The sequence below is a fragment of the Novosphingobium sp. genome (genome assembly GCF_027486195.1).
Taxonomy (GTDB): Bacteria; Pseudomonadota; Alphaproteobacteria; order Sphingomonadales; family Sphingomonadaceae; genus Novosphingobium.
Genome location: NZ_JAIXPP010000084.1, coordinates 20,304 through 33,513 on the forward strand (window position 1 = coordinate 20,304; position 13,210 = coordinate 33,513).

9 protein-coding genes are annotated in these 13,210 nt (G+C 66.9%); 6 read left to right on the forward strand and 3 right to left on the reverse strand.

Annotation, left to right across the window (positions count from 1 at the left end; genetic code table 11):
• Positions 1 to 76 precede the first annotated feature (76 nt).
• From Q0071_RS15325 to Q0071_RS15350, 6 genes are read left to right on the forward strand one after another with little or no spacing between them, the layout of a single operon-like run.
• The gene (locus tag Q0071_RS15325; RefSeq protein ID WP_298171326.1) at positions 77 to 2,305 is read left to right on the forward strand and encodes an FAD-dependent oxidoreductase; all 2,229 of its coding nucleotides are present in this window, start codon (positions 77 to 79) and stop codon (positions 2,303 to 2,305) included.
• Positions 2,292 to 3,131, forward strand: coding sequence for a hypothetical protein (locus tag Q0071_RS15330; RefSeq protein ID WP_298171329.1), 840 nt, complete (start codon positions 2,292 to 2,294; stop codon positions 3,129 to 3,131). Before Q0071_RS15325 ends, Q0071_RS15330 begins: the two co-directional genes overlap by 14 nt.
• Positions 3,131 to 4,150 (forward strand): polyprenyl synthetase family protein, encoded by a 1,020-nt coding sequence (locus Q0071_RS15335; protein WP_298171331.1) that lies wholly within the window; start codon positions 3,131 to 3,133, stop codon positions 4,148 to 4,150. Before Q0071_RS15330 ends, Q0071_RS15335 begins: the two co-directional genes overlap by 1 nt.
• Positions 4,147 to 5,211: a saccharopine dehydrogenase NADP-binding domain-containing protein gene (locus Q0071_RS15340; RefSeq protein ID WP_298171334.1), complete on the forward strand. Its 1,065-nt coding sequence runs from the start codon at positions 4,147 to 4,149 to the stop codon at positions 5,209 to 5,211. The genes Q0071_RS15335 and Q0071_RS15340 overlap by 4 nt, the downstream gene beginning before the upstream one ends.
• Positions 5,208 to 6,356 carry a hypothetical protein gene (locus tag Q0071_RS15345; RefSeq protein ID WP_298171336.1) on the forward strand — a complete coding sequence of 383 codons (1,149 nt, stop codon included), beginning with the start codon at positions 5,208 to 5,210 and terminating at the stop codon, positions 6,354 to 6,356. Before Q0071_RS15340 ends, Q0071_RS15345 begins: the two co-directional genes overlap by 4 nt.
• Positions 6,353 to 7,420 (forward strand): hypothetical protein, encoded by a 1,068-nt coding sequence (locus Q0071_RS15350; protein WP_298171339.1) that lies wholly within the window; start codon positions 6,353 to 6,355, stop codon positions 7,418 to 7,420. Before Q0071_RS15345 ends, Q0071_RS15350 begins: the two co-directional genes overlap by 4 nt.
• A gap of 7 nt (positions 7,421 to 7,427) precedes the next feature.
• Here the strand turns inward: Q0071_RS15350 and Q0071_RS15355 are convergent, their stop codons facing one another.
• The 3 genes from Q0071_RS15355 to Q0071_RS15365 form a co-directional block, all read right to left on the reverse strand.
• Positions 7,428 to 9,785, reverse strand: a complete 2,358-nt coding sequence (locus Q0071_RS15355) for a BTAD domain-containing putative transcriptional regulator (RefSeq protein ID WP_298171342.1) — start codon at positions 9,783 to 9,785, stop codon at positions 7,428 to 7,430.
• A gap of 132 nt (positions 9,786 to 9,917) precedes the next feature.
• Positions 9,918 to 11,147, reverse strand: a complete 1,230-nt coding sequence (locus Q0071_RS15360) for a serine hydrolase domain-containing protein (protein ID WP_298171345.1) — start codon at positions 11,145 to 11,147, stop codon at positions 9,918 to 9,920.
• Positions 11,144 to 13,105, reverse strand: coding sequence for an NAD(P)/FAD-dependent oxidoreductase (locus Q0071_RS15365; RefSeq protein ID WP_298171348.1), 1,962 nt, complete (start codon positions 13,103 to 13,105; stop codon positions 11,144 to 11,146). The genes Q0071_RS15360 and Q0071_RS15365 overlap by 4 nt, the downstream gene beginning before the upstream one ends.
• Positions 13,106 to 13,210: the final 105 nt, after the last annotated feature.

The following is a 13,210-nucleotide window of genomic DNA, read 5'->3' on the forward strand; positions in this document are numbered from 1 at the left end:
GCATGTTTCGGGTCCGGAGTGCGCCGGCGCCGTGCGAGGCCGGTGGACATTTCCGGCTAAGCATGGATACTTAGCCTTGGAGGGCGGGAATGAAACGGCACAAGGCGGTCTGCACGCAGTCGATGCGGAGGCAACTCTGACCGCCGCGACCACGCCCGATTCGCGCATCAAGGTTGCCATCATCGGCGGCGGCTGCGCATCGATGGCAACGGCCTGGGAACTGACCGGGCCGGAGCATGGTGGCCGCTATCACGTCACGGTCTATCAGGAAGGCTGGCGGCTTGGCGGCAAGGGCGCCTCGGGCCGGGGTGAGAACGGGCGGATCGAGGAGCATGGCCTCCACATCTGGCTCGGCTTCTATGACAACGCCTTCCGCATGATGCGCGCTTGCCATGCAGAGCTGGAGGCAAAGGGCCTTGGCCATCTCTATGGCGATTTCCGCGATGCATGGACGGCGGAGAACGACGTCGCGCTCTGTTCCGCCAGCGAGACGGGCGGGTTCCAGCGCTGGCAGGTGCACATGCCGCCGCGCGCAGGCTATCCTGGCGATCCGCTTGCGCCGGACGCAGTGTTCAGCCTGCAATACTACATGGCCGGCGCTTTCGATCTGCTGCGCGCGCTGGTGCTCGATACCACGGTCGATGGGCAGGGCCTCATCACGCGCTTCGATGCGCCGCAGGCAGCGGGTCCGGCAAACCCGGCGGAGCTGGCCGCGCGGATCGCCGAGCTGGCGCGCATGGGGCTGTTCGCCTCCGCCGCCATGATGGCCGAAGTGCTCGGGGTGTTCGCTACGCTGGTGCGGTCGGTCAGCCCGGCAACGGCGGGCCTGCTCATGAGCGCGGTGGACGCCCTGGTCGTGCCGCTGCGCCAGTGGATCGAGGACCGCTTCCTCGCCGATCATCGCCTGCGCTTCCTGTGGGAGATCGCCGATCTGACGCTGGCGACGCTGACCGGCTTCCTGCGCTACGGGATCATGTTCGATCCGCGCGGGCTCGATGCGATCGACGATTACGAGTGCCGCGAATGGATGCGGCTCAACGGTGCCTCGCTCCGCTCGCTGCAATCACCATTCCTGCGCGGTCTCTACGATCTCTCGATGGGCTATGAGGATGGCGATCCCGCCAAGCCGCGCCTGTCTGCCGGACAGGGTCTGCGCGGCACCTTGCGCACCTTCTTCGGCTATCGCGGCGCGTTCATGTGGCGGATGCGCGCCGGGATGGGCGATGTTGTCTTCGCCCCGCTCTACACCGCGCTGAAGGAGCGCGGTGTGGATTTCCGCTTCTTCCACCGCCTCGCCGATATCGAGCTGGGCGAGGCAGGCACCCATGCCGCGCGGCTGCGGTTTGATGTGCAGGCGCAGATCGCGAGCGGCGGAGAGTACCAGCCGCTCGTCGATGTGCAGGGCCGCCCGTGCTGGCCTTCCGTGCCGGACTACAAGCAGCTCGAACGCGGCGATGCGCTTCTCGCCGAAGGCCGCAAGTTCGAATCGCACTGGGACCGCCGCCGCGAAGGCGAGGCGGTGCTCGACGTAGGGCGCGATTTCGACATGGTCGTGCTGGGCGTCGGTGTGGGTGCCGTCCCGCACTGTGCCAACGGCATCGTCTCGCGCGATCCGCGCTGGCAGGCGATGTGCCGCGATGTGAAAACGGTGGCCAGCCAGGCCTTCCAGGTGTGGCTGAACAAGGATCTCGAATCGCTGGGCTGGCCCGGAAACAACGCGGCCAACCCGGCGTACATCACCGGCGCCTTCGCCAAGCCCTTCGATACCTGGTGCGACATGGCCCATGTTGTGCCCGAAGAAAGCTGGAAGCGACCGCCGGCAACCTCGGTCTATTTCTGCGCCGTGCTGCGCGATCCGGCGCAGCCTCCGGCCGAAGGCGACATGACCTATCAGCCGGCCCGCGATGCCGAAGTGCGCGCCAATGCCGAAAGCTTTCTCGAAGGCCCCGTTCGCGCGATCTGGCCGGGCGCCTATGACGCCGCCGGCCAGTTCCGCTGGGAGGTGCTCAAGGCCGACGAAAGCGGCGGGCCGGAGCCGGAAGGCCGCGCCCGGTTCGCCACGCAGTACTGGCGCGCCAACGTCAACCCCTCGGACCGCTATGTGATCCACACCCCCGGCAGCTGGCGCAGCCGCATCTCGCCGCTCGACCGGACTTACGACAATCTCACCATCGCCGGAGACTGGACCGACAGCGGCTTCCACTCCGGCTGCGTCGAAGGGGCGGTCATGTCGGGATTGCTGGCTGCCCATGCCATTTCCGGTGCGCCGGACCTCAAGGACATCATCGCCTATGACCACCCCTGAGCAGCACGATCCGGTGGCCGCAGTCTCTGGCCCGGATCAGCGGGTGACCCGACCCGTGGCCGCCCGCTCCGCGCCCCATCGCAAGCCGATCACCAGCGCAGCGGCACAAGCGTCCACGGCTTCGTCCGCGCCCGATCCCGCGCCGGAGGGCGGCGCCCGCGATCCCGATGCGCTCGTCGTCAACGAAGCCGTCGCGGACACGGTGCGCACGGCCTACGATGTGCTGAGCGACACGATTGGGCAGGGCCGCAAGGCCGCCGAGCAATTCCGCGCGGGCGCCTACAACGTGCGCGATGTACCCGATGATCTGCGCCACATGGCCGCCAATCTGCTGGGCCTCGCCAAGCAGCTCAGCAGTGCGACGTTCGATATCTGCGAAGCCCTGCTGCGCCAGACGGACAGCATGATGACCCCGCCGCCGCCGGGTTCGACCCCGGTGCCGCCGTTTCAGGAGGTCAAGCCCCAGCACCCTGCCCCAGGCAGCGCACGGCATCCGGGATCGCACCCGATCTCCGCCGCAGCGGCGCCCGCGATCCAGCTCAACGTGCTGTTTGACGGCAAGCGCACCGCCAAAGCGCACACCGCCACGCTGGCGCGTCCGGATTCGCCAACCGGGGCAGACCAGATCAGCTGCGACGGCCTCGTCCCGCACGGCATCAGCGCGCCGCCGATTGCCCGGGTTGCATTCGAAACGAACGCGGGCGGGCTCGGCCTCACCGTGATGGTGTTTGTTCCGCAAGACCAGCCCGCTGGCGTCTATTCCGGCGCGGTCCATTGCGCCACGCAGCCACTTCCGCTTGGGCAGTTGGTGGTCGAGATCGCGTGATGGCCGCCCACGGCGCCCTTCTCCAGCGCTACGGCGCCGCCACGCGGGCGGAAGTCATGCGCTATCTCGCGGCGGGCGCGCCATCCCCGTTCCTTGACGACATGCTGGCGGACTATCCCTCACGTGGCGGCAAGATGCTGCGGCCGGCAATCTGCCTCGCCAATGCTTCCGTGTTTGGCGGCGAGGCCCCCGCAGCAGCCGTGCGCGCGGCGGCGGCGATCGAGATGCTGCACAATGCGCTGCTGATCCACGACGACGTGCAGGACGGCAGCGAACTGCGCCGGGGGAAGCCCACGCTCCATGCGCTCCACGGCGTGCCCCTGGCCATCAACGCCGGCGACGCGCTGCTGTTTGCCGCCTTCGGCCCGCTGATCGATGCAGTGAGCCCGCTGGGCAGCCACGTGATCCGGCAAGTGATGGACGTGACTACGATGATGGCGCGCCAGACCGCCGAGGGGCAGGCGCTCGAACTCGGCTGGCGCGATCGCAACGTGACCGGCCTGACCGAAGCCGACTACATGCGCATGGCGCTCAAGAAAACCGCATGGATGGGGATGATCTGGCCCGCCCAGCTTGGCCTCATCATCGGCTCGCGCGGGCGGCTCGATCCGGAAATGGTCGTGCGGTTCGGCTATTTCCTCGGCCTTGCCTTCCAGATCGAGGATGATTTGCGCAACCTCTCGGAAGACCCCGGCTACGGCAAGGAGCAGAACGGCGACCTTGCCGAAGCCAAGCGCACCCTGATGCTGATCCACGTGCGCGCCGCCTGCGACGAGGCGGAATGCGCCCGGCTCGATGCCTTCCTCGGCCTCAGCCGCGAGGAGCGCAGCGCGCAAGATGTGCTGTGGCTGGCCCGCCTGATGCACGAGCGCGGCTCGATCGAGCACGCGCGCAAGGTGGCCGCTGCGATGGCAGGCGCGGCGGAGCACGAGTTTGCTGCGGTCTATGGCGCGCTGCCACCTTCGGAGGAACGCGCGTTCCTCGGCAGTCTCGTCCGTTGGGTGTTCGACCGGGCATGAGCCGCGCGCTGCTCTATGGAGCCTCGGGCTATACCGGCAGGGCCATCGCGGCGGCGCTGGCGGGCGAGTTCGATCTGGTGCTGGCGGGCCGCGATCCGCAGGCGGTGCGCGCCGTGGCGGAACCACTGGGCCTGCCATGGCTGGCCTTTCCGCTCGATGCGCCAGCGGCCCTGCACGCGGCGCTCGCCGATGTGGACGCGGTGCTGCACGCCGCCGGGCCGTTCGCGGCCACCGCCATGCCGATGCTCGATGCCTGTCTGGCAAGCGGCACGCACTACCTCGATCTCGGCGGTGAATGGCGGGTAATCGAGGCGCTGTTCGCCCTCGATTCCGCGGCGCGGGAAGCAGGCATCGCGGTGCTCCCCGGTGCGGCGCTCACCCCGGCGGCCACAGATTGCCTGCTACTCGCTGCGGTGGAGCGCTGGCCCGATACCCGTGCGCTGAAGCTGGGCATTTCCGCAGCCGAAGTCGTCTCGCGCGGGAGCGTCGCGACAATGGCGGGGCTTGCCGATCCGGGCACGGTGATCCGGCGCGGCGGCGCGCTGGCGATGGTGCCGGCGGGAAGCCTTGCCGCGATGTTCGATTTCGGCGCAGGGCCGTGCGAGACGGTGGCGACCGACTGGGCCAGCGTGATCACCGCCGGCGCGCTGACCGGGGTGCCCGACATCGCGATCTATTCCGCGATGCACTGGTCGATGCGCGCGGGCTATCGCGCTTCGGGCATCGGCATGGGACTGACCGGTGCCGCGCCGTGGCGCCTGGCGGGCTCGGCCATGGCGCGCGTCTGGCCCCAGGAGCCCGATGAGGCCCGGCGCGAGGCGGCGCGCTTTACCATGATTGTCGAAGCGCACGACCCATGGCGGCGGGTGCGGCGTCTCTCCATGGAAACGCTCGATGGCTACGGCGCGAGTGTGCGGATCGCCTGCGAGGCACTGCGCCGCGTGCTGGCAGGCGCCGCTCCCGCCGGCGTTTCCAGCCTGGCCGCCGCGTTCGGATCACGGTTTGCGGTGGAGGCAGGCGCCGCGCGCTTCCTCAGTGAAGACAGGAGCACGGCGGCATGAGCACACGCGTCCCCTACGTCCAGTCCGCCGCCAGCCAGCAGGTGCCCCCGCCCTATCACTTCCCCGGTGTGACGGTGAACGCCTTCTACCTCAACGTATCGATGGCCAAGGTTCAGGAATACTGCGACCGCTATCTCAACATCGGTGAGGAAAAGACGCGCGGCTACGTCTATCGGCCGGTGCCGTTTTGGCCATACGCGACCGTGCTGTTTCTCGACTACCCGACGATGATCAGCTCGGCCCCAGCGAGCGCGCATCTGGGCGAAGTGGCCTACTCCGATCGCGGCGCGATCAGCCAGACCGAAGTCTTCGTGGCGATCCCCGTCATGCGCTATGGCGTGGGCGCGGCGAAGCTCATCACTGACACCGCAGTCGAATGGGCCCTGCCCTTCATTGTCGTCGGCAATCCGATGTCGAGTGTATGCGGGCGCGAGATGCTCGGCCTCGGCAAGCTGCTCGCCGATATCGAGATCGGCGAGGGCCGTTATCCGGACAGCTTTCGCGGCAAGATCAGCCTTCCCGGCTGGCCCGACAGCGAAACCGGCACAATGCAGGCGCAGCAGGAGTTCATGAAGGTCGAGACCAAGCCGTTCCTGCCGACCCCGACCGGCACCCAGCCGCCGCGCCGCACCTTGGCGAGCCTCCTCGAAAGCCCTGAGGCGTCGAAGCTGCTGGGCGGCGTGGCCACCGCTGCCAACTTCATCGACACCTTCTCGCTGGGCCTGATCCCCACCGCAATGCGCACAGTGGGCCTGAAGCAGTATCGCGATGCCGCCAATCCGCACCGCGCGGTCTATCAGGCGCTGGTCACGTGCCGGGCGCAATACCTCAACGTGCGCGACGTGCGTTTCTACAACGAGAAGGACATCGACCTCACCTTCAACGACCTCGCGAGCTTCCACCAGATCCTCGAGGTGTTCCTCGACGTGGGCAAGGAACCCACAGGCAAGCCGTTCTCGGTGAATACTGTGGCCGGCTGCCGGTTCATGGCGGACATCAACTTCGACACGATGCGGATCATCCGCGAGTTTCCCATCGACCGGGATGGCCTGCCGCCCACGACCGGCTCAAGCGATCTTGTCGCGCGCTGGTATCGCCCGCTGCGCGGCTTCTTCGGTCCCCGCAGAGGAGTGGGCCTGCCATGACCGCATTCATCGAATCCTTCTCGACCGACCAACTGCTGCCACCGTGGCAATCGCTCGCCGCGCGGACTTGGTTGTTCGTGATCGCGGTCGACCGCGGACTTATCGCGCAGCACCTGGACACACGCTTCAATGCCGCCGCGCCGGACCGGGCGCCCTTCCACTACACCCCGCTGCCGGGCAAGACTTATGGCCTGCTCTGCGTGACGCGGCATGAAAGCCTTTCGAGCACCTGGGAGCACCGGACCGGCTGCGATACGGTAAGCCATACCGAGCTCGTCTGGACCTTCCCCACGCTGCGCTACAGCGTCGGGGCGGACAATCTGCTTCACGATCCGCACCGGGTGTGGATCCAGCCGTTTGCGTTCACCGACAACAGCTATGTGATGTTTTCTGCGCGCGAGATCTGGGGCACGGAAATGGGCATGGCGGCGCTGCGCATGGCGGAAGGTGCCGCCCCGGCGGACCTTGCGATCGACATGGCGATCGAAGGCATGGCGAAGTTCGATCCCCACGCGCAAAGCCAGAGCATCGGCTGCATGCGCATGGGTCTGAGGCCAACGGCGGCAAAGGCAAGCCTCGGCCAGCTGCTCGATGAGGAAAGCGATCTCAACACCTTCGTCGACATCCTGCTGGCCGACGGGATCTTCACCGGCAGCATCGACAGCGGCATCGGGACCGACTCGGCGGGGATGGAAATCAACACCTTGCGCCAGTTCCGCGACGTGTTCGACATGGACAGCGCCGCCTACCGCGCCATCGTTTCCTCGACAGTGCAGCACAGCAATATCCGCGACCTCGCATTCTTTTCCGGCGCGAACACGGTGGTCGAATTCCTCTGCTCCGACAGCATGGAGGAAACGCTCCACGCCACATTCGGCGGGGGCGTCCATCATCCGCAATCGCAGCTCGCCGTGCCGCCCCCGTCGCTCAACGCGAAGGGGACACCGCCGACGAATTGGGACATGGAGTATCTGCCGATCGAGGTAGCGCTGGGCATTTCCTACACCGCCGATGCCCAGTTCCACATCAGGACGACCTTGCACACATACGGGCAGACCGCCTGAAGGGCGCCTACTCGCCGGGCGCAGGCCCTGCTTCAACCACGCGGCGAACCGCAGACTTGAAATCGAACGGCACCCAGGCCGCGCAATCGGGCCACTGGCCGGTATCCTGCCAATAGCGGCACAGGCCGAGCCTGTGGCACACACGGACGAAGCGCGGGTGGGAAAGCAGGCAGCTCCACGGCCCCAGCGCGACGCCGGGATAGAACAGACTCGGCGTCGGCCCGGCCGGATCGAAGACGTGGCTGTAGTCCGCCTGCTCGACCAGTTCGAAGGCCTCATCCGGAAGGCCGATGAAACCGAGGCCGGTGGGCAGGCTCAGCGTGATCGTGCCGGTCGTTTCAAGCAGGCCCCGATAGCGCGCCGCGCGCGACAGCTTCACGTTCAAGTCCTTTGAGAACACGGCTTCGACATAAGCCCGCACGGCGGCAAGGTCACGCCCCTGCCAGCCTTCGAAACCATCGATCGCGCTGATATGGCGATAGTAGACATCGGGATAGCCGAGCGAACCGGCCCAATTGAGCAGCGCCATAAGGATGCCGGCATTGCGCGGCCAGCGCAGGTGCAGCTCCTCCAGCATGCTCACCGAGGTATCGTAATCGCCGACATAGGCGCGCATCTGCGCCACATGGAGCCGCGCGGCGGGCATCAGCGGATTGAGCTCGCAGGCCTGCTCGGCATAGGCGAGCGCATCGCGGAAGCGGCCGACGCCCCAGCAGAAATCGCTCATGTCAGTCAGCGCGGCAGGATCGCGCGGGGCGACTTCCAGCGCCTGGCGCAGCAGCTTCTCGCGCGCCGAATGGTGCCCCCATGGCTCGAGCATGGCGAGCGCCCGGTAGGCACCGCCGCGGCGCGGATCGAGCTGGAGCGCCGTCTTCGCGGCCACGACCACGGCTTCCCGCGCCTCGGCAAAAGGCTGCGGGCTGCGCCCCGAACGCAGCACGAGCGCGCGGGCGAGCGCGAGCATTTCCCACGCCGGGGCATGGCCTGGCGCATCTGCCGTTACCGCTTCGAGCAGCGGCACGGCCTCGCGTGCGGTATTGTCGAACTGCGCATCGCCATCGGCAAGCAGGCCCCGCGCGCGCAGGAAGCGTTCGTAAGTCGCCGGCTCCAGCGTCGGTGTCGGCGTACGCGGCAGCAGCGTAAGTTGGAGCGCGGCGGCCACTTGCTCCGCGATCGAATCTTGCAGCGCGAAGACATCCTCGAGATCGCCGTCGAACCGCTCGCTCCACACCGCGCGGTGGCTGGCGCACTCGACGAGTTCGGCCGTGATGCGCAGGCGCGTGCCGCTGCGCCGCACCGAACCATCAAGCAGGTGCGAGGCGCCAAGTGCAGCGGAGACCTGGGCGACGCCCTTGTCAGCCCCGCGGAACTGGAAGCTGGATGCGCGCGCGACCACCGCGATCCCGGTGCCGCGCGCGACGGTGCGCTGGATCTCTTCCGAAACACCATCGCAAAAATCGGCGAGATCGGGATCGGAGGACAGGTTGTCGAAGGCAAGCACGGCCAGCACCAGCCCACCGCTCGGTGGCGGCGGTGCCGATGCGGCCGCCTTTGGTGACACCGCTTCCGATGCTACCACGAGCGGCTCTGGGATCGTTTCGCTGCGCAGCGCGGCATCGACCAGCGGACCGGGAGCGACCCCGATCTCGGCAGCGAGCAGATCGCGAAACGCCTGATAGCGGATGTGCGCCGCTGCCCGCGCGCCGGTGGCGATCTCGGCCCGGATGAGCGCGGCAACGGCTGATTCGCTCAACGAATCGCGGCGCAGCCATGCAGCGGCCAGTGCCTTCACGGCGGCCCAATCACCCGCACTCTCGCGCGCAGCCAGATGCCGGGCAAGCCCATCGGCCATGCGCGCATCGATTTCGGCGCGGGCCACATCGAGCCACTCGCCATAGGCTCCGCCGAGTTCGAGGTCCTGCAGCAGCGGCGCGGTGCCGGCTCCATCGATCAGACGCGCCGCCGCTTCCCAGTCCTCGCCCCCCAGCGCATGGCGCAAGACGAGGGCGTCGCAGGTGAAGGCGCCCGGGACGAGTGCGACCGTCTCTCGCGTCGCGATGACGTGATCGGCATCGCTGCCGCCGACGGAAGCAAGCACGCCGCGCAGTTCGAGCAGGCACTGGCGCAGGCTGGCACGCGCCTGCGCATCGCTGCGATCACCCCAGAACAGGCCAGCGAGCCGCTCGCGCCCCATCGACTGCTGCGGGGCAAGCACCAAGGTGGCGAGCAAGGCGCGGGTGCGGCGGCCCTGAATCGGAATGGCCGCGCGATCGGGCCCTGAAAGGCGGAACGGGCCGATCAGCTGAACGTCGAAACGGGCATTGGCGGCCGTTTCGCGCCCAAGTTCTGTCGTTACCGCACCCATGCGAATCTTGTGCCCGCCCCTGTCACTTAGGTAACATTAGCGCGGATTGTGCCGTTTTGGCGACAAGTTATTGTTCGTCCCTTATGTCAAACCTTTGCCTGATAGGGAAATTGGCGCATGCTGGCTGCGCCGCTATCGCCATGCCCCGCTTGCATCCGAGGCCATGCCCACGGCCCGGTATGCCGCGTCGATCAGCGCCTGTCCGCGTGCATTGACGAGAATGCCTGCACCCATCCGGTTCATGGTGTAGCCCATGCTCAGCCCCTGCGCCGGATCGGCAAAGCCGACGCTTCCTCCCATGCCGACATGGCCGAACGCGCTTTCGCCGAGGATCAGGCTGTCAGCGCCAGATTCCCGGTTGTCGGTGCTCATCATGAAGCCCATGGCAAAGCGCATCGGCTGGCACAGCACCGCGTCGCTGTGCGTCGCGGCGCTGACACGGCCCATGCGGTGCACACGGGTTTGCGAAAGCAGGGTGCCCCCGCCGTTCGCCAGCGGTGCGTACATGCCGGCAAGCCCGCGCGCATTGGTTATGCCGTTGGCGCTGCCGATTTCTGCCGCATGAACCTCGCGCGAGTTGAAGTCCGCCCCGCCAAGGTTGGTGAGGAACAGGTTGGGCAAGCTCCCCGGCTGCGTGGTCGCGGCGCGGAAGAAGGCCGAGGTGAAGTTCACTTCCGCCGGATCGGGCGCGATCATCGGCGCGACGCGCGGCTCCTCGCTTTCCGGCAGGCCGATATGGAAATCGAGGCCAAGCGGCCCGGCAATGGTCTCGCGGAAATACTGCCCCATCGGCATGCCGGCAACGAGGCGCACGATCTGCCCCACCGTCCACGCGTAGGTTACGCCGTGATAGCCTTGCCGTGTGCCCGGCTCCCAGTGCGCGGGTTCGGCGGCGACGCGCGCGGTCATGTAATCCCAGTCAGCCAGCCCGCCCGTGCGGATGGGGTCGCGCAAATGAGGGACCGGTGAAGTGTGCGCCAGCATCATGCCGACGGTGGTTGCTTCCTTGCCGCCGCTGGCGAAATCCGGCCAGATATCGCCGACCAGCGTCTCGTAGGAAATCTTGCCCTGATCGACGAGTTGATGGAGGCACAGCGCTGTCGCCGCCTTGGTGCACGAATAGACGATCGAAACCGTATCGCGCGCCCAGGGCTCTGCAGCGTCCTCGCCTGTGGCAGGCCGCGCCTCTCCGCCCCACAGGTCGACGACCAAACGGCCGCCAAGCGTGATGGCGACACTCGCCCCGACTTCCTTGCGTTCCTCGAAATTGCGGCGAAACTCGGCCAGCACCCCGGTGAACTGCGCATCGCAGCTGCCGGAAATCGTGCGGCCATCGGCCAGTTCGATCGCAATCGCGCTCATGTCAGGCTGAAATCCTCTGGCTTGAAGTTCTTGGTCATCTTCCAGTAGTCGACCAGCCGATAGGGCAGAAGCGCAAAGACGCGGCCAGCATCGTTGCGATACCAGTTGGTGAGGCCCTTGTGGGTCCAGACCATGCGGGCATGCCGCTCATCGACATCGGCGACATAGGCATCGTGCGCTTCCGGCTTCACATCGATGGCCTTGGCGCCGGTCTCCATCACCTCACGCAACGCGGTGAGGATCAGGCGCATCTGGCATTCGGTAATGAAGATGACGTTGCCGCCATGCGCGAGGCCGGTATTGGGGCCCATCAGCATGAAGAAGTTGGGGAAGCCCGGCACCATCGTGCCGATATAGGCAGTCGCATCGTCGGGCCCCCAGATGGCGTGCAGATCGCGCCCGCCCTCGCCAGTGATCGTCATGGGCGCGAGCATCTTGCTGGCCTGGAACCCCGTCGCATAGACGATCACATCGGCCTCGATCAGCGTGCCATCGGCCATGACCACGCCTTCGGGCACGATCTTCGCGGGTACCCCCGTCACCAGATCGACATTGGGCCGCAGCAGCATGTCGTACCAGTTGTTGTCGACGAGGATGCGCTTGCCATAGGGCGGATAACTCGGCGTGCATTTGGCGATCAGGTCCTCGCGGCCCGCCAGCTTGCCGCGCAGATAGCGCTCCATGAACTGGCGGTGCCGCGCATTGACCTGGTTGATCGACTTGCCGCCGTCGTCCCACGCCGGATCGACCTGCAACGAGGCGTGGAGGCCATCGGCAAAGGCCCAGAATAGCTGGAAGCGGTACCACCGCGCGAAGAAGGGCACGTGGGCGAGCACCCACTTCATCCCTTCGGACACTTCGGCGAAGTAGTTCGGATTGGGCACGACCCAGTGCGGCGAACGCTGCAGGATGGTGAGCTTTGCCACATCGGGCGCGATCGTCGGGCCGACCTGCTGGCCCGATGCGCCGGTGCCGATCATCACCACGCGCTTGCCCTTGAGGTCCAGCCCCTCCTGCCACTGCGCGGTGTGGAGCGCTGTGCCCGCGAAGCTGTCGCGCCCCTCGATCTCAGGCAGCTTGGGCCGGTTGAGCACGCCGACCGCCGAGATCACCGCGCGCGCCTTGATGTGGCTCACCACGCCGGATGCATCGCGCGTTGCCACGTCCCAGGTGCCGGTCGCGGCGTCATAGGTCGCGGCGCTCACTTCGGTTTCGAAGCGGATATGCTCGCGGATACCGTACTTGTCGGTCGCGCGCTCGAAATAGGTCCACAGCTCGTCGCGCTTGGCGAAGAAGTGCGACCATTCGTGGTTCAGTTCGAACGAGTAGGAATAGAAGTGGTTGGGGGTATCGACCCCGCAACCCGGATAGAAATTCTCGTACCAGCTGCCGCCGACCGCCGCGTTCTTCTCGATCAGCGTGTAGGGAATGCCCGCCTGCCCCAGCCGGATCGCGGCGCACACGCCAGACATGCCAGCGCCGATTATCACCACCGGGAAGCTTTCGAGCGCGGCGGGCGCAGGGCGTTTGCGCCAGATCAGCCCGCGCGGATCGGGCTGGGCGGCTTCCAGATCCTCGCGCATCATCGCGGTATAGTCCGCGCTCACGTGCTCACCCACGGCGGTGGACAGCATGTCCTGCAGGAAATCGCCTTCGGGCAGCGGCGGCAGCGGATCGCCGGTGCGCGCGTAATCGAGCAGCGTCGCCTCGAGCCGCTCGCGGATTTCCGCACGCAAGTCCTCGGGCATCGTCTCGTGGTAATTCATCGGCCCGGTGATGTGCGGCCGCGCGCGATCAAGCAGGCCGTGATCGCCCGTCAGCTGCACCAGCACGAGCATCAGCGTGGCAGCGTCGGCTTCTGCCAGAGCGGCGCGCAGGGCAGCAGGATCGGCAGCGAGCGCGGCCAGATCGACCGGGTCTCCGGCCGGGGCCAGGCTTTCCAATTTCAGCGTGGTCAAGCCACTCTCCCTGATTATCACTTGCCATCTACCTAGCGGAACAGGTATCTACGCACCAGTAGATAAAAAAGGTACGCAGTTTCAATACTGCGGGGGATGAGGGGA